Origin of the sequence: Intestinimonas butyriciproducens (assembly GCF_016901775.1) — a bacterium.
Taxonomy (GTDB): Bacteria; Bacillota; Clostridia; order Oscillospirales; family Butyricicoccaceae; genus Pseudobutyricicoccus.
The window spans coordinates 46,477-70,519 of the sequence record NZ_JACJKW010000016.1; the positions used below are offsets into that span (position 1 = coordinate 46,477).

Genomic DNA, 24,043 nt, shown 5'->3' on the forward strand with positions numbered 1-24,043 from the left:
AAGAGAGGGGTATTTTATGTCTGTGCGCATTTTTACCGACAGCACCAGCGATTTGTCCCAGCAGCAGGCCCAGCAGTTGGGCGTGGAAGTTATTCCGCTCACCGTCCGGTTTGGTGAGGAAGAGTTTGTGGACGGCGTCACGATGACCCCGGCAGAATTTTATGAAAAGCTGGAAAGCAGCCAGCAGCTGCCGCAAACAGCCCAGATCAACCCGGATGTGTTTGAAAAAGTTTTCAAGGCGGCCCGGGAGCAGGGGGATACCCTGGTGGGGATTTTCCTTTCTTCCGATTTAAGCGGTACTTTTCAGTCGGCCCGGGTGGCCCAGCAGATGCTGGGGGAAGAAGGGATTGTTTTGGTGGATAGCCGTACGGTCACCTTTGGACTGGGGCTGTTGGTGCGGGAAGCAGCGGCGATGCGGGATGCAGGAAAAAGCGCTCAGGAGATCGGTCAGGCCCTGGACGAGCTGCGCCACAGAGTGCGTTTGTATGCCGCTGTGGATACATTGAAGTATCTTCGCCTGGGGGGAAGGCTTTCCGGCGCTGCTGCGGCCCTGGGCGGACTTCTCAACATCAAGCCGCTGATCTCGGTGCAGGAGGGAAAGGTGGAGTCTGTGGCAAAAGTGCGGGGACTGGGACCGGCGCTGGACTGGATCGTCTCCCGGATCGAGACCGAAGAGATGGATCCGGAGCATATGGTGATGTTTGGTCACACAGCTTCCCCGGAAGTGTGTGGAAAATTTGCTCAGAAGGTGCTGGAAAAATTGCCGGTGGCCCAGTATGACTGGGCAGAGATCGGCAGCACTGTGGGTACTCATGCAGGGCTGGGAGCCGTAGGCGCCGCCTTTATCAAAAAAGCGTAGACAAAGGTCAAAAAGAACAGGGAGAAAAGATGGATTTGAATACTTCCCTGAAGGTCAAAACCATGAAAAAAGGGCAGATACGCAAGATATACCGCCAGTGGATGCGGTGGGATTTCCCACCGGCTGAACGCCGTCCTCTCCGGCGGATACTCAAATTTGTGGCTCAAAAGAAATATGAATGCCTGGGACTGTGGCGGGGGGAAAAACAGGTAGGCTATGCTTTTCTGGCTCTGGATGGCCGGGGTGGTGCATTGCTGGATTATTATGCCATGGCCCCGGCCTGCCGGGGAAAAGGCTATGGCAGCACCTTTTTTCCCTTGATCGCCTGCCGGTATCCTGCCGGAATACTGGCAGAAGTGGAAAGCCCGGAAAAGGCCTCCTGCAACCAGGAAAAGGCTCTTCGCTGCCGCCGGGTGGAATTTTACCGGCGGCTGGGGATGAAAGATACCGGCCTTCGCTGCTTGCTTTACGGAATCCCTCTTGCTTTACGGAATCCCTTATGAAATTTTGTGGCATCCCGGCTGCTGGAAACAGGAGGAACTGCACCGGCATCTGGATGGATTTTACCGGCAGCTGATGACACCGCTGATGTACCGGGAGAACCTCCGGTATGAAATGCCGGATAAGATGTGACCGGCTTTACATTTTCTCCTGGGGAGAGTATCATGGGAAACAGCGGGGCCGAAGGCCCTTTTGTGAAAAAGAAAAAAGGAGTGGAGAAATATGGCCAAAGGCATTGTGGGGGCGGAGGACTGTGCCGCTCTGCTGGAAAAACTGGTGACCACCAACACCTGCCAGCCAGAGGGAAACGAGGAAAAGTTGGGACAGATGATCGCCGGTCTGTTTCCTGATTCGGTGGAAAAGCGGTGGATTGATCATGGCAATGGCCGGGCCAGTCTGGCACTGCGCATTCCTGGCGAGAGTCCGGAAGGCGGTCTTGCCTTTATGGGGCACATGGATACGGTGTCCTGCGGCGATCCGGCTTTGTGGAAATGCGATCCCCTCAGCGCTCAGCGGGAGGGAGATCTGATCTACGGCCGGGGCACCGCCGATATGAAGGGCGGCCTGGTGTCGATGATAGAAGCTGCCCTGGCTCTGCTGAAAAAAGGACAGCCGCTCAAGCGGGATCTGTGGCTGTGCTTTACAGCGGATGAGGAAGCTCACGGTACCGGCGCGTTGGCTTTTTCGCAGAATGGCTGGCTGAAGGATGTCAGTGCGCTGGTGGTGGCCGAGCCCTCGGCGGAAAACATCGGTCTGTGTGAAAAGGGGGCTTTGTGGCTGCGGTTTTCCGCGGTGGGCGCCCTGGCCCACGGCTCCCGTCCGGAGATCGGCATCAACGGCGTGGAAAAGCTGATGGAGCTGGAACGCCGCTTCCGTACCATGGTGCCGGTGGAGGAAGAGCATCCCAGCCTGAACCATACCACAATGGCTGTGACACGGCTGGAAGGGGGCATCATGACCAATGTGATCCCGGCTAATGCTGTCATGGAGCTGGATATCCGTACATTGCCCAGCCTGTCTCACGATGCCCTTTTGGAGAAAGCCCAGGGGTTGTGCCAGGAAATGATGGAGGCTTGCCCCGGCCTGCATCTGGAGATGGAAGTGCTCAATAACCGTCCGGCGGTGGAAGTGGCGGCGGAGCATCCCTTTGTATCCTTGGTGCAGGACTGCTGCAAGGAAGCCGGGATCCAGCCGGTGTGCAAGGGGCTGTATTTCTACACCGATGCCTCCCAGGTAGTGCCTGCTCTGGGATGCCCCTTTGTGATCTTCGGGCCTGGCGAAGACACCATGGCTCACCAGATCGACGAACGCATTGACATCCATTCCATGGCTCGGGTGGGCGATGCCTATTATTCCGCCATGGAGAAGATCTGTTTGTAAACGCTGAACGGAAAGAAAAAGACGGACGAAGAAAATTCTTCGTCCGTCTTTTGTTATTTTGGGGAAATGCCCTTTTTGGTTTTCACAAGGGACTTTTAGGCAGCGGGAACTTCTTCGGTGGGAAATTCAGGGATCTGGCCGCCCAGCAGCTCCATCAGATCAAGGACAGTGGAGCCGGCTGCGGGCTCTGTGAGCACAGCATCGGTAAGCTCGCTGTAATCCATGGACAGTTCCATCTTCATTTCCATAGGCTCACCGGTGAAGGCATCGCCGGACAGAGAGAAGGACAGAGTGGTGTTCTTGGTGCTTTCAGCCACATTCATGGAGATCTCCATGCCTTCTGCGGCGGCAGTCAGATCCATTGTCATGGCGGAGATCTTGCCGTTGGTCTCGGTGAGGGTCATCTTGAGGCCTACACTCTGACCATTCTGGGAAAATGCAAAGTTGGAAGTGTACACATTGCCGCTCTTGGTGAAGGCCTTGTCGCCCAGAATGCTTTCGCAGGTATTGAGCACAGTGACCACCTGAGCATAGGCGTCGGGGGCGTCCTTGACCATGTCGGCTGCCATCAGCAGGGCGTCCACAATGGGCATATCCTGGCTCTGAGTCATCAGAGTGGCAAAGTCCACATCCATACCCAGAATCTGCTGATAGATCTCATTGAGAGACAGGGAATACCAAGCATCGGCCTGGAAAGAAGGTTCCAGCTGAGCTAGAACAGGCATATTCAGATAGATCATGCCGGTCTTCATGTTGATGATGTAGTTGATTTCTACATTCTTCAGCGCAGCCATGAGCTGGACAGCCTGCTGGTATTCTTCCTTTGTCATGGAGGATTCGTCCAGCAGCTTGGTCAGATCCAGGGACAGATTGGCCTTCATGTTGGCTGCATCCTCATTCATGCCGCCGGAAATGGTGCCGGTGATGGAGATGGGAAAGGTGGTGCCGCTGTCTGTGACAGACAGCTCCATATTCAGCTTGCCGGAGAAGGACAGCTCTTTGGGCATGGCCTCCTGCATTTCCTTGGAAGCACGCTCCATCAGCTGGAACTTATCCCCATAGGCAGCTCTGAGGGCATCCACATCGATGACATTGACCGTCTTGGTTTCCTGATCCCAGCCCACCATGCAGCCCAGGGCCTGAGCGGCAAAGCGAACGGGAACCATGGTGCGGTCGGTGTTGGGATCGATGTACGGAGCGGCGTCGGTGGGCACAGTCTGGGTCTCATCGTTTTCAGTGACGGTCACCTGGGTGGTGCCCAGAACGAAAGAGACCTGGGTGTCATCCCGCTGAGCGGTAACGGTGCGGGTAGCGCCGTCGTAGGCCACCTGGGCGCCCAGGGCTTCAAATACAGCACGATAAGGCACATAGGTCCGGTCATCTTTCAGCTGAGGAGCGGCATCGGTAAATGTGAGAGCTTTGCCGTTTACCAGCACAGTCACCTGCACATCGGAATCGGCCGGAGCAGCTACAGCGGCCATGGAAAAGACCATAACCAAAGCCATGACCAGAGCCAAAGACTTTTTCAGCATACGGTTCATAACATTTCCTCCTTTTGTGATAAAAGTGAGCCTTTCTCTATGAATATAGTATAATACAGCCGGGTAAAAACCGCAAGGCATTTGGGAGGGGGAGGGAGTTTTCTTTTTGTCCGGAGCGTGATATAATCGGGGTGTGCAAAAGGGGAGAAACTGGGGAAAAGAGAAAATTTTTCAAAAAGGAAACAAAACCGGACTTTTCTCCGTCTAATGCATTTGGATACAAAAAAGAAGGATGGGAAAGAATATATGGATTATACAGAAGTTTCCATTGAGACAACCCGTCCCGGGGCTGAGGAGCTGACAGCAGTGCTGGAGGATGCAGCCCAGGGATTTGTCATCGACGATCCCCAGGATGTGCAGGATCTGCTGACGGCCCCTTCCCCCCGCTGGGATTATATCGACGAGCGTCTGGTGGCGAAAAAAGAGGATCAGACAGGAGTTACGCTGCGCTTTTATCTGGAGGACAGCGAAGATGGACAGCTTGCTCTGGCAGAGGCCTGTCAGCGGGTGGAGCAGCTGAAAAACCAGGGGGAGGACATCCTGGGCAGTCTCTCCATGACAGTGCGTCCTGTGCGCAGTGAGGACTGGGAAAACAACTGGAAACAATATTATAAGCCCTTTGCCGTCGGGCCCCGGCTGCTGGTGCGGCCCTCTTGGGAGGAAGCCCAGCCGGAAGAAGGGCAGAAGGTGTTGGTGATGGACCCGGCCAGCAGTTTTGGCACCGGAAGCCATGCCACTACCCGCCTGTGTCTGGAAGAGCTGGAGGGAATGGATCTGGAAGGGCGGATGCTGCTGGACGCCGGCTGCGGCAGCGGTATCCTGGCCATTGCCGCACTGCTGCTGGGAGCACGGGAAGGGATGGCCTGTGATGTGGAGGAAAATGCCATCCGCACCACTTTGGAAAATATGGAGAAAAACGGCCTGGAGAAAGAGCGGTGCATTTTGCTTCAGGGGGATTTTCTTCAGGATGAGACGATGTACCGGCAGTTGGCGCAGCATCGTTATGGGATCATTACAGCCAACATTGTATCCGATGTGCTTATCGCCATGGCGCCCCACCTGTGCCGCTTTTTGGAAGAAGAGGGCGATCTTCTGCTTTCCGGCATCATCGATGAACGGGGAGACGAAGTGCTGGCCTCCTATGAAAAAGAAGGAATGCTGGTGAAAAGCCGCAAAAGCCGGGAAGGCTGGACGATGCTACACCTGGGAAAAAAGGTGTGAACAAGGTGAAAATTTTTCTTCTCTCCAGTGTGGAAAAAGCTTTGTCACTGGACAAGTTGGAAAGTTTTTGATAAAATAATAGATACTGCTTCTAACAAAGATAAGAGAAGAGGAGGGCCGCCGTGCGTTTTTTTATCAGCCGTCAGGATATCAGCGGTGACACGGTGCAGCTTTCTTGCGAGGACAGCGCCCATATCAGCCGTGTGCTTCGCCGTCGGGAGGGGGACAGTCTTTCCCTTTGCGATGGAGAGGGCATGGATTATGAGGCCTGTATTCTGGAAGCGTCTCCCCAGGGTGTGAAGGCCCGGATCACAGACCGTTTCCCCAACCGCACAGAGCCCCGTATCCAGGTGACGCTGTATGCCGGTTTGTCCAAGGGAGAGCGGTTTGATCTGCTGATCCAGAAAGCCGTGGAGCTGGGGGTTTTCCGCATCGTGCCAGTGCTTTCCCGTTATTGTGTGGTCAAGCTGCCGGAAAAGGAGCGGGAGAAAAAGCTGGCCCGGATGAATAAAATTGCTCTGGAAGCCTGTAAACAGTCGCTGCGAGGCCGTGTGGTACAGGTAGGGCCGGTGATGGATTTTGCCCAGGCGGTGGAGGAAATGGTTCAAAGCCCTTGTCCGCTGCTTTTGTATGAAAAGGAAAACAAACAATCCCTGTCCCGGATGTTGAAGGACAATCAGCAATGTTCCGCCTTTGCCGTGCTCACCGGTCCCGAGGGTGGTTTCAGCCAGGAAGAAGCGGACTATGCCATGGGAAAAGGGCTTTCTTCGGTGTCCGTCGGGCCGCGGATCCTTCGTTGTGAGACGGCGCCTCTGGCCGCTTTGTGCGCCATCATGTACCAAACGGGAAATTTCGATATCGGAGAGTGAGATCTTGAAAAAGACAGAGAATAAGGCGCGGCGTACGGCCGCCCAGGAGAGCGATTATGTGACCAACCGGGTGCTGACGGTTTTTGCCGGCGGCATTCTGCTTTTGATCTTTGCTACCTATCTGAAAAATGGCTTGAGCTATGCCTCTTCCTTTACCACTGCGCTGGGCGTGGCCCAGGGAAGCATCTGGGCAGGATTGGTTCTGGCTCTGGCCGGTCTGGTCCTCACAGGACGGCAGCTGGCCAAGGGCAGCTATAAAAGCACCACCCTGTTCAATGGCAACGGCCTTTTGATGCTGGGGCTGCTTCTGTCCCTGTGTGGTTATCTGATGGTGGATTTCGGGCCGCAGCAGGCTTTGCGGGCTCTCTATGTGATCATCCCCGTCTGGGCCATCCTCTATCTGGTTTACAGTGTCTATCCCCGGGAGTTCTTTACCATTGCCACAGCCATGACCCTTCTGGCGGCTTTCCTGTGGCTGGTGGCCAAGAGTGCGGCCAGCAACAGCTTTACCGCCACTACCGGAGTCTTTTTGGCCCTGGGGCTGGTGGTGTGCGCTGCTCTGGAAGGCCTTTACCTTGCAACCCGTTCCCATCGGGGACGGCTGAAATGGGGCAAGGTGTCTGTTGCCGTCTTTAACCATGACACCAAACATGCTCTTGTGGCCACGGTGGCGGCCGCAGGCGCTGTGCTGCTTCTGGCTGCCTTTTTCCTGGGCGGCAGCGTGGGTTATTATGCCATGTATGCCGTGGCGGCTGTACTGTTTCTGATGGCAGTTTATTATACGGCGCGGATGATGTGATCTCCGCGCCGATCCCCCTGAAATGACCGGAAAAAACTTTTTTGAAAAATTTCGAAAAAGGGGTTGACTTTTCGGGGGAATGGCCCTATAATATGTCTTGCTCGCCACGCTTCACAGCTTCACAGCGAACGGCAGCGAGTGAAGAAATGGCGGCATAGCTCAGCTGGCTAGAGCATTCGGTTCATACCCGAACGGTCGTAGGTTCAAGTCCCACTGCCGCTACCATATTCGGCCCGTTGGTCAAGAGGTTAAGACACCGCCCTTTCACGGCGGTAACGCGAGTTCGATTCTCGCACGGGTCACCATCCATGGAGGCATAGCTCAGCTGGCTAGAGCGTTCGCCTCACACGCGAGAGGTCGTTGGTTCGAGCCCAACTGTCTCCACCATGGAAAAAGCACCACATCCTTTGGATGCGGTGCTTTTTTATTTTTTTATACCCGCAGATCTTCCCGGGAAAGATTTCCGGTGAGAAAAAGAAGGAAAATATAAAAAAGCCCGGTGAGCAAAATGGCCGGAATGAAAGAGGCGGGAATCAGCAGACGCACGGTGAAGCAGGAGCAGGCCATGCAGAGGGCTGGGCCCAGAATCCACTTTTTCCATTGGAGTGAAAATCCGGCGGTGTCTTGCAGACAGCGGATGCTCAGAGTTCCGTTGAAAATCTCGCTGAAAAACAAACACAGAAGATAACCATAGATTCCGGTGGAAGGAAGCAAAAGAGCCAGCAGACCCAGAGAAAGCAGAGACTCGGCAATGTTGATCCGGGCCAGACGGCTTTGTTTGTCCATGGCTTTGAGCATAGCGTCCACAATATCGTCCAGGTACATGATCATCACAATGGGACTGAGGATGCGGAGAAAGTGGGCCACCTGAGGCTCCTGGTAGATGGCCAGACTGATGTCCTGGGCATAAAACAGCAGGATGCCGCAGACACCGATGGAAAAAAGCAGAGACAGACGGAAGATCCGGGTGACGATATAGCGGATGTGAACCTGGTGGCCTTGGATGTGATCTTCGGCCAGTTCCGGAATGAGCAGAGCGCTGAAGGAAGCCAGAAGGGCAGAGGGAAACTGAAGGATGGGCATAGCCATGCCACGGATCAGGCCGTACTGGGCAAGGGCTGTTTGGCAGGACAGTCCGTAGCGCTCCAGCCCCAGGGGCACCATGACCTGTTTGGCCGTGTTGATGGCCGAACGCACCAGGGAGCTGAGTCCCACCGGCAGGCAGATGGAAAGGATCTGATGCAGCCCAGGACCGCTCGCTGGAGCAGAACCGGTGAGACGGCGGCTGTCCAGGCGATAGAGTATAAGCAGACAGCAAAAAGAGCAAACTTCCGATAAAGCCCCGCCGATAACCAGAGCCAGGCAGGCCGCTTCCAGCCCCTGGGGTGCGAGCCAGGTAAACAGGGCCACCGTGAGGCCCATATGGCTCAGCTGTTCCAGCACCTGCGCGGCGGCGCCTTTGGCTACCCGCCGCACAGCGGTGAAATAGCCGCTGTATACGGCGGCTCCGGCCATAAATGGAAGGCTCAGAGCTAGAAGGCGCAGAGGAAGGGGGGAGATCTGTCCGTGGAACCAGGCGCCTGTGATGGGCTCCGCGCCCAGGAAGAGCAGACAAGCGGCCAGCAGACTGCCAGACAGGCTGTAAAGAAAACAGCGGAACACAGCCCGACGGGCCCCCTGGGCGGAAGCACGAGTGAGCTGTTCCGCCACCAGACGGGTGGTGGCCAGGCTCACTCCGGCCAGAGAAAGGGTGATGCCGAAGGAATAGATGGACAGCAGAAGCTGATAGATGCCCATTCCTTCTGCGCCGATCTTGTTGGAGATGTATACCGAAAATCCCATGCCCAGGGTGCGCAGAAACAGGGATGTGGCGGTGAGGATCAGGGTGTTGAGCAAAAATTTCCGAGCCTTTTTCATGGGGGATGCCCCCCTCCTTCTCCATGGTCTGTTTATGCCAGTCTATGCAGAAAGGAAAAAGGGTAGAAGAATGTTGACAAAAGTATACTTGTAAAGTATACTTTTAAATAGAACAATTCCAGAAAAATAACAGGAGGACGGCAATATGGATCTGAAAGCATTCAATCAGCTGAGCTGCGGGCTTTATCTGATCAGCAGTGCCTATGAAGGAAAAGAAAGCGGCTGCATTGTCAACACGGTACAGCAGGTAACAGCGGAGCCGGCTCAGCTGGCAGTGACCATCAATAAAAACAGCTACACCGGAGAACTCATTGCCCAGTCGGGGATGTTTGAAGCCACGGTGCTCAGCAAGGATGTAGCTCTGGAGCAGATCGGCCGTTTTGGTTTTCAGTCCGGCCGGGATACAGAGAAATTTAAGGGAATTTCCTGCCTGCGTGATGAAGAGGGGATCCCTTATGTGAAAGAGGGCATGACAGCTCGTTTCTTCTGCCGGGTCACAGGGCAGATGGATGTGGGAACACACCGGATTTTTGTGGGAAAGGTGGAGCAGGCCCAGTGCATGGAAGGGGAGAGCATGACCTATGCCTACTACCATCAGGTGAAAAAAGGCGGCACTCCAAAGGAGGCGCCTTCCTATCAGGGAGAAGAAAAAGGGCAGCCGGCACAAAAGGGCTGGCGGTGCAAGATCTGCGGTTATGTGTTCGAAGGAGAAGCCCTTCCTCCGGATTTCGTTTGTCCCATCTGTAAGAAGGGGCCGGAGTACATGGAGCCTCTGGCCGGGTAACCGCCCTTCTTTGCCCTTTTTCCGGGCCTGGACAGTTTTCCCGGGCTGTGGTAGACTGAAAGCAAATAGGCCCCTTCAGGGCCGGGAAAGGGTGAAAAGGGATGAATCAACAGCGTCTGGCCAGAGTGCGGCAGGCCATGGCAGAGCAGGGACTGGAACAGATTTTGGTGACGGCTCCTGCTTCGGTATACTATCTCACCGGTCTTTGGGTTTCGCCCATGGAGCGGATGTGGGTGCTGTATATCACAGAAAAAGACTGCGTGCTTTATGCCAATGAGCTTTTTGGGGTGGAAGAGCAGGAAGGGGCGGAGCTGGTGCTTCACAGTGACAGCGATGAGCCCACTGCGGCTTTGGCTCAGCGAGTGCTGCCTGGCAAGCTGGGAGTGGATAAGTTCTGGCCCAGCCGGTTTCTGATCGATCTTCTGGAGGCGCGGGGAGATGTGGTGCCCGTCCATGGCTCTGCACCGGTAGACCTGGTGCGGATGTACAAGGACAAGGAAGAGCAGCAGGCCATGATCCATGCCTCCCAGGTGAATGACCGGGTGATGGAACAGGCCATTGCCGCTTTGCGGGAAGGGGTCACCGAGCAGGAGATCGCCGCACTGGTGGAAAGCCTGTATCAGAAAGAAGGCGGCAATCGGGGCGAAGGGGTTATTGTCAGCTTTGGCGCCAACGGGGCCGATCCCCATCACAGCCCGGATCAGACGGTGCTGCGCCGGGGAGATTCGGTGGTGCTGGATCTGTTTATGCCCATTCAGCGGTATTGGTGCGATATGACCCGGACGGTGTTCTTCGGTCAGGCGGATGAGGAACAGAGACGGGTCTATGAAGTGGTTCGTCAGGCCAATCTGGCGGCAGAACAGGTGCTTCGTCCCGGGGTTCCGTTGTGGCAGGTGGATCAGGCGGCCCGCAAGCTGATCGAAGAGGCGGGATACGGTCCCTTCTTCACCCATCGCCTGGGCCATGGATGCGGGCTGGAGTGCCATGAACCGCCGGATAACAGCAGCGCAAGCCAGGCGATTGCCCAGCCGGGAATGGTCTTTTCGGTGGAGCCGGGGATCTACCTGCCCGGCCGCTTCGGCGTTCGTATTGAAGATCTGGTACTGGTGACCGAAGATGGCTGCCAGGTGCTCAATGCACTGTCCAAAGATCTGCACATTGTGTAAATTTTTACGGCATAGAAAAAGAGAGCCCCGTTTTGGGGCTCTCTTCAGACTGTCGAAAAACCTATATAACGAAAAGGGTCGTCCGCCCTACCCCTATAAATCCGCGAAAAGCCGCGACCTGTGCGTGGCTTTTTGCACTTCTCAAGGGGCAAGTGTGCGCCAAAGGCGTGCATACAGCCCCTTGCAAAACCCCCTAAAGTGGCCTAAGCCACTTTTTCGACACGCTCTCAATAATTTTCGCAGTTGATCTCAAAGAAACTCTGGGGATAGGAGCAGGTGGGGCAGAAGGCCGGGGCCGAAGGGCCGGTGACGATGTGGCCGCAGTTGCGGCATTCCCATACCTTGATCTGACTCTTCTGGAAGACCTGAGCGGTTTCCACATTGTGGAGCAGAGCACGATAACGCTCTTCGTGGTGCTTTTCAATGGCAGCTACCAAGCGGAATTTGGCGGCCAGCTGGGGGAAGCCTTCTTCTTCAGCGGTTTTGGCAAAGCCTTCATACATATCGGTCCATTCGTAGTTTTCGCCCTGGGCAGCATGGAGCAGATTCTGGGCGGTATCTCCCAGTCCTCCCAGCTCTTTGAACCACATTTTGGCGTGTTCACGCTCATTTTCGGCGGTTTTCAGGAAAAGGGCGGCAATCTGCTCATAGCCTTCTTCTTTCGCTACCGAAGAAAAATAGGTGTATTTGTTCCGGGCTTCCGATTCACCGGCAAAGGCGGCGGCCAGGTTCTTTTCGGTCTGGGTTCCGGCATAGGGGTTCATTTTGGCCGGCTGCTCCATCTTTTCAAAGGAAGAGGCCGGCTGGCGGCAGACAGGGCAGACAAAATCAGGGGGAAGTGTTTCCCCTTCGTGGATGTGTCCGCATACTTTGCATTTCCACTGACTCATCATCTGAGATTCTCCTTTGTTGTCATATTCATTGCAGGGGATGCGTTCCAGAAGCTTTCGGGCGGCTTCTGCCGGGAATTGGGGAGAGGGAGGGGACTGCACCCATTTTTCCAGAAGGTCGTGGGCGTTTTTGCTCTGGGGGAGCATATAGCCGCTTTCCCGCAGCAGGTCTTCGTTCACCAGCCGGGCCGATTTGGCCAGTGCAGTCATCAGCTGGTAGAGACCGTCTGTCTGAGCGCTTTCCGCCAGCTGTAAGGCGGTTTTTTCCTCCAGGGCCTTGTTTTGGGCCAGAGCAAAAGCGGGAGAGCACACCGCCTGGGTTTTTGGCTGCTGCGGAGGATATTCGGCGGGCACCATGGAAATGGCCCCGCTGGGACAAGCGTCGGCGCAGATGCCGCAGCCCAGGCATTTTGTCACATCAATGATGCTGTTCTCTGTGTCGGTGGCGCCGGTGGGGCACACATAGAGACACAAACAGTCTTTGGTACAAAGACGAAGGTTTCGTACAGCATATCGTTTCATTTTCCCTTCCTCCCTTCCACAACATCGAACTTCCATGCAGGAACCTTGCACACCGGGCAAAGTTCCGGGGCACTGTCGCCTACATAGATAAAGCCGCACACCGAACAGACCCATACACGGGTACCTTCCAGGAAGGCCTCCCCTTCCTTCTGATAGCGTTTGAGAAGGGCATCTGCAATGCGGGTCACTTTCTCACCCCAGACACAGATCCGCTGGGTGCCCCGGTCCCCTTCCGCTTTGGCAGCAGAATGGAGAATGGGATAGCCCTTCTCCAGATCCTGGGATACCAGGGACGCCAGATCTTCCAGGGTGTTTTGCGGGGAAGAGGGGACAGCGGCTGTGAAGAAATCGGTCAGCTGGCGGTAAAGGGCGGCTTCTTCCTCCTGGTATTGCTTTTCACAGCCCCGGGCCAGGTTGGAGCACACGGCGGCCAGAATGCCGGGAGAGAACTCTTCCAGATCTTCCTGGATCACCGGGGCAGGGGCCTGGGGCTTTTCCTCCGCTCCGCCCTCCGGGGAAAAGGAAGCCTTGCTGGCCCCGCACAAGGGGCAGACCCAGGAATCCGGGAAAAGGGAAAAGGGAACGCCTTCCTTCTCCTCGTCATAGACATAGCCGCAAATCTGACAGATCCATTTGCTCATATTGTTCCTCCTTTCAAGGCGTATCGCCATTGGGTGATGGGATCAAGTGTCCTGGTGCGGATCCTGCTTCATCTTCTGGCGGCACTCATCACAGATGTAGATCAGTTTCAGGTCATAGGACAGAAACGGGATATCCAGTTGGTTTTGCAGCTGTTCGGTAAGATCTTCCAGGTGCAGATCGGCCAGCTTGCCGCAGACCTGGCAGATCAGATGGTCGTGGCGCTGGGGCCGGTCATACCGGTCCGGCATTCCCTCGGCAGAGATTTTCCGCAAAAGGCCGCTTTGACACAGCTTTCCCAGGTTGTTGTATACCGTGGCCAGGGCTACGGTGGGGTAAATCTGCCGCAGCTGAATAAAAATCTGATCTGCCGTCATATGGCTGCCGGAAGATTCTACAATTTGTTGAATGGCTCGGGCGTATTTTGTCATAAAAAGACCTCTGAATTGGAATTGGAATTGTTCTAAAATAATTATAGGCTTTTCCAGACCGGTTGTCAAGGAAGAAAAAGGAAGAGGGAACAAAAAAGTCCCCTTTGCCGGGGCGGGGACGATGGCCGGGCAAAGGGGACGGTAAAGCGCAAAGACAAGCTGATTTGGGAAGATCAGTTTTTGGAACCGCCTTCCACAGCAGCGGTTTTGGCGCTCAGGTCTTCGCAAAGATCCAGGGAGGCAAATTCGGGATTTTCCGGGAGAATCAGTTCCCAGTCTGCGATGGGGTTCAGCTGCCAGGAGAGGGAAGCGGCCTGCAGGTCCAGGATGTGGCCGCCGGTGGTCTTGTCCTGGCTAAGGAAGTGGAAATGCCAGCCGGGCAGATTGATCCCTTCCACATAGGGCGGGCAATAGACAGCAATGACGCTGCCGGACACATTCTGGTAGTGGAATTCTTTCTGATGGCTTGCTGCCTCGGAAAGGGTGGGATAGGGCTTCTGGCAGGCATAGCAGCTGCGCACATGCATGGTTTCAAAGACCCCAGTGGCTTTGATCATATAGAAGATATTGGGGTTTTTCTCCACATAGGGAGCCAGCTTCTCTTTCAGCGTTTCGATGGATGTGATGTTTTCCAGCTTTTCCACCGGGGCTGTGAGATCAAACTTGATCACAGTGCCAAAGGCCACACCATCTTCCGGGGACATCACTGTGACATTGCCGTCGGCTGTGGCCCGGTAAGCTACGCCGTTTTCAAAGATGGCCTCCCCGTCCAGGCCGGTATAGGTGCCGATGCCGGTGTCTGCATCGGTGAGGAAGGAGCGGACCGAGGTGGTGCGGTCAAAATTGCCCAGCATCAGGGCATTGAGTGTAGAAGCTTGGATCATTCTGGTCATAATAAGACTTCCTTTCTGGAATGATTTGAGAAAAATCAGCTATTGAACCGTTTGGGAAGAGCCGGCCGGATGCCGCTTGAGCACCCAGCGCACCATGAAGGGGCAAAGAATATTGGTGACAGCCAATACAAAGGCCAATGTAGCTACGGCGCTGGTGGTGTACTGTTCCAGGGCGGTGTTGGCCTGAGCAGCTATGGAAGGGATGGCCAGAGCTACGCCGGCCAGCGATGCGCTGGCCACCGAAGCATAGCCGGGGCGGTGGAGCACACGGCGCTCAAAAATATAAGAGGGTGTGATGACGATGATGAAGTACAGCACACTGAGCATCAGTCCCTGGGGGAGCATTTTGAAAGCGTCAAACAGATTGATGGTAGAGCCGAATTCAAAGCCCAGGAAGGGCAGGATGATGGCATTGCCGCCGGCAAACACCTTGCGGATATCTTCATCCAGGTTGCCCAGGATCATGCCCAGCACAAAGGGGATGAGCAAAGAGATGATCTGAAGCACCTGAGCGATACCAAAGCCCGATGTGCCGAAAAATCCCAGAAAGAGCAAAGGGAGCAGGGGCATGGAGCAGATGAGCATAATGCCGAAACTGGCTTTGTCCGATTTATCGCCGAAGGGCTGGATGATGCCCATATACAAGGCGTCATTGGCGCTGGTGACAGCACAGACAAAGGCCAGGAAAGAAATGCCCAGAATGCCTTTATAACCGAAGGCGGCATAAAACAGCGCGCATAGGGCATAGGCGATGACCAGGCGCACAAGAATGAGCAAAAAACCGCGGCGCAGCGCATCTTTCAGATCTCCCAGTTTGAGAGAGGTGCCGGTGCAGAAGAGCATCAGGCCGATCAGCAGCATCTGACCGCTGGAGGAAAACATATCCTGCATGGGGTTTCCCAGATAACTCCATAAATCAAACTGGAAAATTCCCTGGGCCACTGTGGTGATCAGAGCGCCGATGATCAAGGGGACAAACATGGTCCCGGCGGGAACCTTTTGCAGGCTTTTCCAGATGTTCACATTCTTTTTTTCTCCGCTCATATCGATTCCTCCGATCTGTTTTACGGATTGTTTCCGGTGGTTATAATAGTCGGGAAAGCTGGACTTTGCACCGGTCCGATGATATAATTTTGAATCAAGCATTTGTGCTGTCAGCACAAGAGGAGGAAAAGTATGGATTGGGACAGGCTGTTGCAGGATTTTTTGCGGGATGACAGCCTGGATCCGCTTCTGAAAGACGCCGGGAGTATGCTGGGATGTCCTCTTTTGGTGGCGGACATCGCCTTTCATATCATGGGGAGCTATGTGCCGGAAGGGTTTCAGGATGGGGTGTTTGAAGCGGCCCTGGGCCGGGGAGAGATCACTTATGAAGTGGTGTCCGCGCTCAACTGGGATGCAAGGCCCGATCCGGCAGATGGCATATTTCTGCCGGTGGAGGACAGCGCCTATACCAGACGCTTTTCAGCCCTCAATAGCGGCGGGATGCGGTTGGGTTATCTGATCTGCGTAGATAGGAACGGAGATCTGGCGGAAAGGCCCAAAGAAGACTTTCACAGACTGGAAGCCATTTTGGCCAAGCAGCTTTTTTGTCTGGAGCGTCGGGGACGGATCTACGGCACCACAGCGGAAGAGGTGCTCACCCATTTGCTGGATGGCAAGTTTTCTGAACGGGCTGCCTTTTACACCCAGGCCATGACCACCCGGCTGATCAATTACCGCCCGGCCCGGTTGGTGCTGATCAATCTGGGGCTGTATCGCAGCCTGAATTTTCGGGATGATATGCTCAAGCATGAATTGCAGCGGGAATTTCCCCAATCGCCTCCTTTTTTGTATCGGGATGAAGTGCTGCTTCTTTTGGAAGAGCCGGAGATCTTGGAGCCGCTGGAGGCTCTGGCGCGGTAAAACCGGCTGCGGGTGGTGGTCACCGATCCTTTTGAGGATCTGTATCTGCTCCCTCAGGTCTACCAGGCGGCTCAGGAAGTGATGCAGTATCTGTTCACCCATCGGGAAGGACCTTTTTTGGTGAAAACAGGAGAATGCCGTAATCTGATGCGGCTACGCCATCTGTCCCAGCGGCCGGATTTCATCGATCCACCGGTGAAAGCGGTGGCTGCTTACGATGAACTTCACGGCACACAGCTTTGTCTGACACTGTACACCTATTGCATCTGTCATCACTCCATTCAGCAGACCTGTGAAAGGCTGTTTACCCACCGGAATACCGTGTTTTACCGGCTGCGAAAGCTGAAGGAAGATTTCGGGCTTCTGCTGGACGATTCGGAAGAGGCCATGCCGCTGCTGGTATCCAGCGCACTGGCTCTTTTGCAGAGCCATCAGGACCAGCTCTTTGTCCGGGATTTTTCTCTGAGGCCAGGGGAGAACGGAGAGGGAACCCAAGAGGAATGGCAAGAAAACGGGCAGAAATGACAGCGTATCTTGGTGGTATTGGAAAAACAAGGCCGGTATAATAGAGACAAACAACCGCTGAGGAGGAAGTACATGAGTTTGGGAAAAAGCTTGTATCAGGCCCGGAAGAAAAGCGGTCTCTCCCAGGAAAATGTGGCGGAACAGCTGGGGGTCAGCCGCCAGACCATCTCCAAATGGGAAACCGATGAGACTTTGCCGGATATCCGCCAGTCGAAAAAGCTGGCTATGCTCTATCATATAACGCTGGATCAGCTGATCGAATACGATTTTGACGAAGTTCAGGCCCGGGAGATGATCGATAGCATCAGCGAGGAAGCTCAGAAGAAAATTGATTGGAATAAGGTTTGGAGCAGCAAATATCCTGTGCTGGCCGCCTATCGCGAAAAAGTTCGGGTGGAAGATTATGCACCGGCCCTGGGGGAGATGATGACCCAGCTGCAAGTGGAATATGGCTATAATCATACAGATGCCCTTCTGGTACTCAAAGACATCCTGGCCCGGGTGTGGAAAGGCCAGCTGTAAAAAACAGTAAAGCCTGCAAACTCTGAAAATCACAGAGTTTGCAGGCTTTTCTTTCAAGACGGCCGGTTTTGTTCCGGCAAAACCTATTTTTTGGCCTGTTCCTTGGCCTGGGCCACCACCTTTTGATAGGGGCCGATGATGGCATCGGTCATCTTTCCCCGGGCTTTTGGGAACGGGGGGAAAGGGAGGACTGGTACAGGCGGGGAGGATGGTGAGGGGCTTTGGGAGAGGGGGTGACAAAAGGACCATGGGCACAGGAAAAGATCAGTTGGTCAAAAAACATCCGGGCTTCCTGCTGGCCTTTCTCCTGAAGCAGATCTTCCATGTCGGCCGACAGGCCCCGGATTACTTTCATTCCGAAATCCAGACAGTTTTCCTCCACATACCGGTGAGCGGTCACATCATAAAAATGCTTGGAGGTGGTGATTTGGGAGGCAAATTTGCCGGAAAGATCCACCCCATCGGCTGCAATCAGCTCCATCAGCCGGTGAAGCTGATAGGGAGCGATAAAGGTGTAGACCGGATAGCAGAATAAAACCAGATCGGCTTGTTCCAAGGCCTGGCGCACCGGAGTAAAATCCGATTCGTAGCTTTTGATGCGCTGGCCAACGGGCAGAAAGGTGAAGGTGTGTTCCGGATGAAGGGCCTGGAGATAGAGGGCCGTCTGGACAGTGGCAGAGTTTTTGCCTTTGGGGCTGGCGTTCAAAACAAGAATATTCATGTGGTTTCCTCCCATTTGCAAAGCAGTTGACGATACCAATTCTATTGGAATTGAGCGGCGGCGATGCCGTATTCCAAAGTGTATTCCTGAAAGCGGAAGACGCTCTCCCAATCTGTTCCAGGGGGAAGCGGGCCTTCTTTGGCTTGCTGAAACCGCTGCTGGATAGATTGAAGAACGGCGGTGGTTTCCTCCATTTGACGGATATAATCCTGGATGGCGGCCTTTCTCGCTTCCGGCCGAGCCAGTCCCAGGAAAAACAGGTGAGGCAGTTCCATGTTTTTCACCTTTTCTGCCTGCATGGGCTGAGCGGCCCAGGCGGCAAAAGCCTCCCGGCCCGATGGGGTGATGGAAAACAGCTTTTTTCGCCGTTTTCCCTGGAGACTTACGGTGGACGAGACAAAACCCTCCCGTTCCAGCTTGCTCAGGGCTGTCTGAACGCTTCCGGCGCTGTGAGAGCAGATCAGAGCCAGATTTTCCCGATGGAAAAATAAAAAAACCCGAACCATCCACAGATGGTTCGGATTTTTGCGTATTGGTGGACGATAAGGGATTCGAACCCTCGACCTCTGCGATGCGAACGCAGCGCTCTCCCAACTGAGCTAATCGCCCTTGCAGAAATGCAATTCAGCAAAAGATATTATAGCTGTTTTCTTATGCTTTGTCAAGGAAAAGTAACAAAGAGAACAGGGGAAGGGTGTACAGGAACCCTGGGAAATGAGGGGGAGAGCGGGATGAAATCCGATAGGAATATGTGGTTGCAACTGTGAAAATTCCATAAGAGGTCTGGGAGGACAAAACACAGTGCGGCGGTCTTGTTGGTAATGAGCAGATATTCTGTTTGTTGTTTTTTGCACATTAGGGGAAAGTTTGTTTTTTCATTCCTCCCATTCATATTCGAAAGAAGCCTGAGCGCTTTCCACATCCAACAGTTGTTGATCGCCTGAGCAAAGCTGATAATGGGCATGGCCGGTGATGTTTTCCCGGATCAGGCGGGACATCTTGCCTCGGACAGGGGCAGATAGCCCCAGGTGGCGGGAAGAGAGAAAATGGACCCGGAGCGTGAGAGGACCCTGCCGGATGAGGATCTCTTCCGGCTGGACTTGTTCCGCCCGGGCGCCCAGGTAGGTGGCCAGGCGGTATTCCTGCCCCAGAAAGCGAATCAGGGCCAGAATACCGGTAAAAGAAAATGGCCCCAGCGGAATGGAAGCGACAGACAGCATCAAAGAACCCTGGGAAAAAAGACACTGGCTCCACACATAGCGTTTGGGGAAAGAACGGCCTTGGTCCCCTTCGATATACCCGCGGCCCGGGGAAAAGGAAAACACTTGCCCGTTCCATTCGATCCGTCCTTCCACAGAGTGGGCCATGCTGTATACCCGGTGGCGGCATTCCAGAAAGGGCACATAGCGAAAGGGACCCATGATATCCTGAGAGAGAGAAGCGGGAGGGCCGAAGGAAAGATGGCCCTGCAGACGGGCTTCCGGAGTGGAGATATCCAGTGTCAGCCCCTTGGAAGAAAAGGAAAGCCCGTTCATTTGTCCTTCCGGCCGGTCCCAGCGAAGGGTGGCTCCCTGGGAGGGAAGAGACACGGTCTGGCTTTTTTCAGGGGAAATCAGCTGGAGAGAGCATTCCCGGCCCCGAGGGCCTTGATGGATGGCGGGGATCAGAGCCAATGCGTGATTTTTGGATTGGCATTTGAAATACCAGCCGCGAAATTGTGAGGCCATGGTGTTTTCCTCCAAAAGTGATTTTTCCTAGTGTTTCACTGGAAAAGAAGGATATTCCTGGCCGTTTTACTGTCGACGGGGAAAATGGGAAATGATATACTGAAAAAGCTCAAAAATTTTTTTGATTTTGTGAATGGATTTCCGGTTCTCTGCCGTATTGAAAGTGAAAGGCATTCAGCCGACACACAAAATATAGGACGGAGGTACACAATATGAAAAAGATTTTGGCAGGAGCATTGACAGCAGCGGTGGTCCTTACGGCAGGCGGCGCGGTTTGGGCTGCAGGCGGGCGAGGCACCGGCTGGCGATATGTGGATGCAAACGGCGATGGCATCTGCGACAATCAGGGCGCAGGCCGGGGAAGAATGGGGCGCTGGTCTCGGGGAGGCCGCAGTCTGTAAAAACGGGGTTATGTGATGCACAGCGAGGAAGAGGTCCGTCAGGCCATTGACCGCTGCGCCGACATGGTTCGGCGGATCTGCGGGGTTCATTTGAAAAATCGGGAGGACACCGAGGATATTTTTCAAACGGTGTTTCTGAAATATGCCATGAGTGCTTCAGAGTTCCAAAGTCTGGAACATGAAAAGGCCTGGATGATCCGGGTGACCATCAATGCCTGCAAGGATCTGCTGCGCAGTTTGCTGCGCCGCCGGACGGTGTCCTTGGACGAAGTGCTGGAACAGCCGGCGCCCATTGCAGAGAATCACCGGGAAATGCTGGAGGCCGTGCTCTCTTTGCCGGTGAAATACAAGGATGTGGTCTATCTTCATTATTACGAAGGCTATACGGCGTCTCAGATCGGGGAAATATTGGGGAAAAAGACCAATACAGTGTGTATTCTTCTCACCCGCGCCCGGCAGATGCTCAAGGAAAAACTGGGGGAGGGTGTATGATGGACAGTAAGCTGAAAGCGGCCTTTGACTCCCTGCAGGCCGATGAGGAACTGAAGCAGAAAGCCTGGGAAGCGGTGGAAGAAAAACGAAAGAAGAGGCGTTCTCATTATGGAAAGCTGATTCCTGCGTTTTGTTTGCTGCTGCTGTGTCTGGGATTTGGTTCCTGGCGGCTGTATGCCGCACCGGTGGCCCATATTACCATCGATATCAACCCTTCTGTGGAGCTGCAGATCAACCGATGGGATAAAGTGGTGAATGTGGAAGGGCTGAATCCCGACGGGGAAGCACTGGCACAGTCTCTTTCGGTACGGTTTTGGGATTACTCCCAGGCTGTGGAAGAAATTTTGCAGACTCCCTTGGTGGAAGAAGCTGCGGCCCGGGGAGAAACCTTGGCGGTGGGCGTCATGGGAGATGATTCCCAGCGCCGGGAAAAGATGCTGGAAGTGATTTCCTCTTGCCCGGGCATAGGACAAAACGCCTATTGTTATGCAGCGGGCACAGAGCAGATAAAGCAGGCCCAGGAAGCGGGACTTTCCTGCGGCAAATACCAGGCTTTTCTGGAATGGCAGGCGTTGGATCCCAGTGCCACATTGGAGCAGGCCCGCACCATGACCATGAGCCAGCTGCGTCAGAAGATTGCCGGTCTTTCCGGTGAAAACCAGACCCAGGCTCCCGGTCAGGGCCAGGGCCAGATCCAGGGCCAAGGCCAGGGGAAAGGCTGGGGAGCTGGGGGAAGCGGCGGAAAAGGAAAACAGGGAAAATAATAAGAAGATAAAAAAGGTTCCCACCGCTCAAGGCGGTGGGAACCTTTTTGTTACATCTGGGATTCGTCGTAATGGGCCCGCTCACCGCCAATGAATTTGGGGCGGGTACGGGCACAAATGATGTTGGCTTCGCCGATTTGTTTCACGGAAAGGCGGGTGGGTACGGCCACTTCCCGCAGATGCATTCCGATGAGTGTGCCGCCAATATCAATGCCGGCGGCGGCCTTCACATGCTCCACCATCACCGGATGGGAAAAGGCCTTGTATGCAGCGGTGGCAAAGCTGCCGCCTGCCTTGGGCCGGGGCACCGCATTCACCGGCGCCAGACCATAGGCCCGGGCCGCTTCTTTTTCCAGGACGATGGCCCGGTTCAGATGCTCACAGCACTGGGCAGCCAGATAAATGCCCTTTTCCTTCAAAACAGGATAGATGCCATCCAGAATGGCCTGGGCCACTTCCGGGCTGGAATCGGAACCGATCCGATGACCGCCCACTTCGCTGGACGAGCAGCCTACCACAAAAATATCTCCCGGTTCCAGGCGAGCCCGCTCCAAAAGTTCGGTAACGGCCTGCCTGGCCTGGCCGGTGATCTCTTCATACATGATAAAGACCTCCTGAGGGACAAAATTCCCAATCGTATTTTTCCTCAGTATACCACGAAAAGGGGAAAATGTATACGCCTCCTGAAGGAAAGAAAAAGCGGCCGGTAAGGCCGCTTTTTCTTTCCTTCTTTTACGGGAGCAGGGGTTTGCAGATCAGCTTATCCAGCTTGGTTCCCAGAATGTCCTGGGCATGGGCCGGGCGCAGGATCCAGGCGGTATCGGCTCCGCCGCCGGTACCGGCTACACACACCACCGGCCCGGGCTGGATGGCCCCGCAATCCAGAGCCATGACGGCGCATTCCACACAAACCTTGGTGCCCTGGCCAAACATCCGCAGGGTGTAGGCCATGATCTCCACCGGGTAAATGCCCTTCATGCGGGTGGAAAGACCCCGCTCGGCGCCGGAGAGCACATGGGAGGTGGTGACCACCTGCATCCCGCAGTCCTCCAGTTCCTTCCGGACTTCCGGGGAAAGCTCCTGGGAGCCAGGCTCTTTGTAGCCGTTGGCATGGGTGACCACCACCACTTTCATGCCATTTTGGGCAGCTTCCTTGAAAAAGCGGGCGGTGTAGCCCGAGCCGCTGGCCACCACAATGGTGGAGATGTTCTCCTCTTTGGCGGTTTTGAGGGCCAGCTCCACCGTTTGGGCAGTGCAGTCTTTTCCGGGTTTTTCAAAATACATGGCCATCGCTCCTTTTGCTTATTTTCTCCAGTGTAGCACAAACAGGGGAAAAACACAACGGCGGTTGCCAAAGGAAGGAGACATGGATATAATAAAGGAAAGATTTTCATCAATGGAAAAAGCGAGGGAATACATATGAAAGAACCCACTTTGCTGGTGCTGGCTGCTGGTATGGGAAGCCGCTATGGCGGCCTGAAGCAAATCGACCCCCTGGGACCTCATGGGGAGATCATCATCGATTATTCACTTCATGACGCCTTTTTGGCCGGTTTCCGCCGGGTGGTCTTTGTGATCAAGGAAGAGCTGAAGGATGTTTTCGAAGAGAAGGTGGGGGCGCTGGCCCGGGAGAAGATGGAAGTCCACTATGCCTTCCAGAAAACCACCGATCTGCCGGAGGGATGCTCCCTTCCGGAGGGGCGGGTCAAGCCCTGGGGCACCGGCCAGGCGGTGCTCTGCGCCAAAGATGTGATCGACGGTCCCTTCGGCGTCATCAACGCCGACGATTTTTACGGCCGGGAGACTTACAAGCTGCTGTATGACTTCCTCACTGGCTCCCATGCCGGGGACAAAATGGATTTCTGCATGGTGGGCTATGTGCTGAAAAACACCCTGACGGAAAATGGAACGGTATCCCGGGGCGTCTGCCAGGTGAAGGACGGCTTTTTGGAGACGGTCACCGAGCGCACCAAGATCCGGGGCACCCAGGACGGAGGGGCAGAATACACCGAAGATGGAGAGCATTATATCCCTCTGTGTCCCGACAGCACCGTATCCATGAATGTGTGGGGCTTTTCGCCGGATCTTTTCCCCTGTCTGGAAGAAGGGTTTGAGGCTTTCCTCAAGGCCCCCATGCAGGATCCCCTCAAGGCAGAATACTATCTGCCCGGAGCGGTGGATGGACTGATCCAGCAGCAGAAGGCCCAGGTGCACATGCTGCGCACCGGCAGTCAGTGGTTCGGCGTCACCTATCCCGAGGATAAGGACATGGTGAAGGCCGCCTTGAAAAAAGCTTTTGAAGAGGGCATATATCCCTCTCTGCGGTAAGAAACAAAACAAAAGGGCCCGGACAGCTGAACAGGTCCAGTAAAAACGGACAGTGACAAAAGACCCCCTGATGTAGGAAAATAGACTACATCAGGGGGTCTTGTCATGAAGAAACGAAATTATACACACATTCAAGTGCTGCTGCCCGAGATCAAGGCCATGCTGGCAGAAGGAAAGACACAGCGGGAAGTGGCGGAATACTACGGCTTTCGGGATAAGCAGGTGGTAAAAAGACTACTTGAGCGT

28 protein-coding genes and 4 tRNA genes are annotated in these 24,043 nt (G+C 54.7%); 19 read left to right on the forward strand and 13 right to left on the reverse strand.

What is annotated here, in order from left to right:
* Positions 1-16: 16 nt before the first annotated feature.
* The 4 genes from H6A25_RS09395 (at position 17) to H6A25_RS09410 (ending at position 2,740) form a co-directional block, all read left to right on the forward strand.
* Positions 17-859, forward strand: a complete 843-nt coding sequence (locus tag H6A25_RS09395) for a DegV family protein (protein WP_204751892.1) — start codon at positions 17-19, stop codon at positions 857-859.
* Between the two features lie 29 nt (positions 860-888).
* On the forward strand, positions 889-1,362 hold the full coding sequence (locus H6A25_RS09400; RefSeq protein ID WP_204751893.1) for a GNAT family N-acetyltransferase: 474 nt from the start codon (positions 889-891) through the stop codon (positions 1,360-1,362).
* Positions 1,340-1,492, forward strand: a complete 153-nt coding sequence (locus H6A25_RS09405) for a hypothetical protein (RefSeq protein ID WP_204751894.1) — start codon at positions 1,340-1,342, stop codon at positions 1,490-1,492. The genes H6A25_RS09400 and H6A25_RS09405 overlap by 23 nt, the downstream gene beginning before the upstream one ends.
* 90 nt (positions 1,493-1,582) lie before the next feature.
* Positions 1,583-2,740, forward strand: a complete 1,158-nt coding sequence (locus H6A25_RS09410) for a M20 family metallopeptidase (protein ID WP_204751895.1) — start codon at positions 1,583-1,585, stop codon at positions 2,738-2,740.
* Positions 2,741-2,835: 95 nt separating this feature from the next.
* Here the strand turns inward: H6A25_RS09410 and H6A25_RS09415 are convergent, their stop codons facing one another.
* Positions 2,836-4,281: a copper amine oxidase N-terminal domain-containing protein gene (locus H6A25_RS09415; RefSeq protein ID WP_204751896.1), complete on the reverse strand. Its 1,446-nt coding sequence runs from the start codon at positions 4,279-4,281 to the stop codon at positions 2,836-2,838.
* A 246-nt stretch (positions 4,282-4,527) separates the two neighbouring features.
* Between H6A25_RS09415 and prmA the strand changes: the two genes are divergently transcribed.
* The 6 genes from prmA to H6A25_RS09445 all read left to right on the forward strand — a co-directional run bounded on the left by prmA (position 4,528) and on the right by H6A25_RS09445 (position 7,557).
* Entirely contained in the window at positions 4,528-5,502 is a 975-nt protein-coding gene (gene prmA / locus H6A25_RS09420; protein ID WP_204751897.1) for a 50S ribosomal protein L11 methyltransferase, read from the forward strand.
* Positions 5,503-5,624: 122 nt separating this feature from the next.
* Positions 5,625-6,371, forward strand: coding sequence for a 16S rRNA (uracil(1498)-N(3))-methyltransferase (locus H6A25_RS09425; RefSeq protein ID WP_204751898.1), 747 nt, complete (start codon positions 5,625-5,627; stop codon positions 6,369-6,371).
* A gap of 4 nt (positions 6,372-6,375) precedes the next feature.
* Entirely contained in the window at positions 6,376-7,170 is a 795-nt protein-coding gene (locus tag H6A25_RS09430; RefSeq protein ID WP_204751899.1) for a hypothetical protein, read from the forward strand.
* 148 nt (positions 7,171-7,318) lie between these two features.
* Positions 7,319-7,395, forward strand: a tRNA-Met gene (locus tag H6A25_RS09435).
* 5 nt (positions 7,396-7,400) lie between these two features.
* Positions 7,401-7,475, forward strand: a tRNA-Glu gene (locus H6A25_RS09440).
* A 5-nt stretch (positions 7,476-7,480) separates the two neighbouring features.
* Positions 7,481-7,557 (forward strand) — tRNA-Val (locus tag H6A25_RS09445).
* Between the two features lie 45 nt (positions 7,558-7,602).
* Here the strand turns inward: H6A25_RS09445 and H6A25_RS09450 are convergent.
* The gene (locus tag H6A25_RS09450) at positions 7,603-9,087 is read right to left on the reverse strand and encodes an oligosaccharide flippase family protein (protein ID WP_204751900.1); all 1,485 of its coding nucleotides are present in this window, start codon (positions 9,085-9,087) and stop codon (positions 7,603-7,605) included.
* Between the two features lie 145 nt (positions 9,088-9,232).
* Here H6A25_RS09450 and H6A25_RS09455 point away from each other — a divergent pair, with 145 nt between their 5' ends.
* Both H6A25_RS09455 and H6A25_RS09460 read left to right on the forward strand, forming a co-directional pair.
* Complete coding sequence (locus tag H6A25_RS09455) at positions 9,233-9,871, forward strand: flavin reductase (RefSeq protein WP_204751901.1); 639 nt, start codon at positions 9,233-9,235, stop codon at positions 9,869-9,871.
* 101 nt (positions 9,872-9,972) lie between these two features.
* The gene (locus tag H6A25_RS09460) at positions 9,973-11,037 is read left to right on the forward strand and encodes a M24 family metallopeptidase (protein ID WP_204751902.1); all 1,065 of its coding nucleotides are present in this window, start codon (positions 9,973-9,975) and stop codon (positions 11,035-11,037) included.
* 227 nt (positions 11,038-11,264) lie between these two features.
* Here the strand turns inward: H6A25_RS09460 and rbr are convergent, their stop codons facing one another.
* From rbr to H6A25_RS09485, 5 genes are all read right to left on the reverse strand, one after another.
* Positions 11,265-12,449, reverse strand: coding sequence for a rubrerythrin (gene rbr, locus H6A25_RS12965; protein ID WP_204751903.1), 1,185 nt, complete (start codon positions 12,447-12,449; stop codon positions 11,265-11,267).
* A complete protein-coding gene (locus tag H6A25_RS09470) occupies positions 12,446-13,090 on the reverse strand; it encodes a rubredoxin-like domain-containing protein (protein ID WP_204751904.1) in 645 nt (214 codons plus the stop codon). Before H6A25_RS09470 ends, rbr begins: the two co-directional genes overlap by 4 nt.
* 42 nt (positions 13,091-13,132) lie before the next feature.
* Positions 13,133-13,519, reverse strand: a complete 387-nt coding sequence (locus H6A25_RS09475) for a Fur family transcriptional regulator (protein WP_204751905.1) — start codon at positions 13,517-13,519, stop codon at positions 13,133-13,135.
* Positions 13,520-13,692: 173 nt separating this feature from the next.
* A complete protein-coding gene (gene budA, locus H6A25_RS09480) occupies positions 13,693-14,412 on the reverse strand; it encodes an acetolactate decarboxylase (RefSeq protein ID WP_204751906.1) in 720 nt (239 codons plus the stop codon).
* A 39-nt stretch (positions 14,413-14,451) separates the two neighbouring features.
* Positions 14,452-15,456, reverse strand: coding sequence for a 2-keto-3-deoxygluconate permease (locus H6A25_RS09485; protein WP_204751907.1), 1,005 nt, complete (start codon positions 15,454-15,456; stop codon positions 14,452-14,454).
* 132 nt (positions 15,457-15,588) lie between these two features.
* On the opposite strand from H6A25_RS09485, the gene H6A25_RS09490 reads away from it, so the two are divergent.
* The 3 genes from H6A25_RS09490 (at position 15,589) to H6A25_RS09500 (ending at position 17,364) form a co-directional block, all read left to right on the forward strand.
* A complete protein-coding gene (locus H6A25_RS09490; protein ID WP_204751908.1) occupies positions 15,589-16,317 on the forward strand; it encodes a hypothetical protein in 729 nt (242 codons plus the stop codon).
* Positions 16,318-16,332: 15 nt separating this feature from the next.
* Entirely contained in the window at positions 16,333-16,842 is a 510-nt protein-coding gene (locus tag H6A25_RS09495) for a helix-turn-helix domain-containing protein (protein ID WP_204751909.1), read from the forward strand.
* Positions 16,843-16,914: 72 nt separating this feature from the next.
* Positions 16,915-17,364 (forward strand): helix-turn-helix transcriptional regulator, encoded by a 450-nt coding sequence (locus H6A25_RS09500; RefSeq protein WP_204751910.1) that lies wholly within the window; start codon positions 16,915-16,917, stop codon positions 17,362-17,364.
* A gap of 148 nt (positions 17,365-17,512) precedes the next feature.
* Here the strand turns inward: H6A25_RS09500 and H6A25_RS09505 are convergent, their stop codons facing one another.
* The 4 genes from H6A25_RS09505 to H6A25_RS09520 form a co-directional block, all read right to left on the reverse strand.
* Positions 17,513-18,085 carry an NAD(P)H-dependent oxidoreductase gene (locus H6A25_RS09505; protein WP_243423312.1) on the reverse strand — a complete coding sequence of 191 codons (573 nt, stop codon included), beginning with the start codon at positions 18,083-18,085 and terminating at the stop codon, positions 17,513-17,515.
* 41 nt (positions 18,086-18,126) lie between these two features.
* On the reverse strand, positions 18,127-18,591 hold the full coding sequence (locus H6A25_RS09510) for a transcriptional regulator (protein ID WP_204751911.1): 465 nt from the start codon (positions 18,589-18,591) through the stop codon (positions 18,127-18,129).
* A 27-nt stretch (positions 18,592-18,618) separates the two neighbouring features.
* A tRNA-Ala gene (locus H6A25_RS09515) sits at positions 18,619-18,694 on the reverse strand.
* Positions 18,695-18,960: 266 nt separating this feature from the next.
* Entirely contained in the window at positions 18,961-19,812 is an 852-nt protein-coding gene (locus tag H6A25_RS09520; RefSeq protein ID WP_204751912.1) for a tocopherol cyclase family protein, read from the reverse strand.
* A 212-nt stretch (positions 19,813-20,024) separates the two neighbouring features.
* On the opposite strand from H6A25_RS09520, the gene H6A25_RS09525 reads away from it, so the two are divergent.
* Genes H6A25_RS09525 through H6A25_RS09535 form a run of 3 tightly spaced genes read left to right on the forward strand, consistent with a single transcriptional unit; the run spans position 20,025 to position 21,469 of the window.
* Positions 20,025-20,213, forward strand: coding sequence for a hypothetical protein (locus H6A25_RS09525; protein WP_204751913.1), 189 nt, complete (start codon positions 20,025-20,027; stop codon positions 20,211-20,213).
* Between the two features lie 15 nt (positions 20,214-20,228).
* Complete coding sequence (locus H6A25_RS09530; RefSeq protein ID WP_204751914.1) at positions 20,229-20,705, forward strand: RNA polymerase sigma factor; 477 nt, start codon at positions 20,229-20,231, stop codon at positions 20,703-20,705.
* Positions 20,702-21,469, forward strand: coding sequence for an anti-sigma-I factor RsgI family protein (locus H6A25_RS09535; RefSeq protein WP_204751915.1), 768 nt, complete (start codon positions 20,702-20,704; stop codon positions 21,467-21,469). Before H6A25_RS09530 ends, H6A25_RS09535 begins: the two co-directional genes overlap by 4 nt.
* Positions 21,470-21,519: 50 nt before the next feature.
* On the opposite strand, the gene H6A25_RS09540 is transcribed toward H6A25_RS09535, so the two are convergent.
* Together H6A25_RS09540 and H6A25_RS09545 are read right to left on the reverse strand one after the other, a co-directional pair.
* Positions 21,520-22,071: a TIGR01440 family protein gene (locus H6A25_RS09540; RefSeq protein ID WP_204751916.1), complete on the reverse strand. Its 552-nt coding sequence runs from the start codon at positions 22,069-22,071 to the stop codon at positions 21,520-21,522.
* A 130-nt stretch (positions 22,072-22,201) separates the two neighbouring features.
* On the reverse strand, positions 22,202-22,753 hold the full coding sequence (locus H6A25_RS09545) for a pyruvate kinase alpha/beta domain-containing protein (protein WP_204751917.1): 552 nt from the start codon (positions 22,751-22,753) through the stop codon (positions 22,202-22,204).
* Positions 22,754-22,888: 135 nt separating this feature from the next.
* Between H6A25_RS09545 and H6A25_RS09550 the strand changes: the two genes are divergently transcribed.
* Complete coding sequence (locus tag H6A25_RS09550) at positions 22,889-23,797, forward strand: nucleotidyltransferase family protein (RefSeq protein ID WP_204751918.1); 909 nt, start codon at positions 22,889-22,891, stop codon at positions 23,795-23,797.
* Positions 23,798-24,043 lie beyond the last annotated feature (246 nt).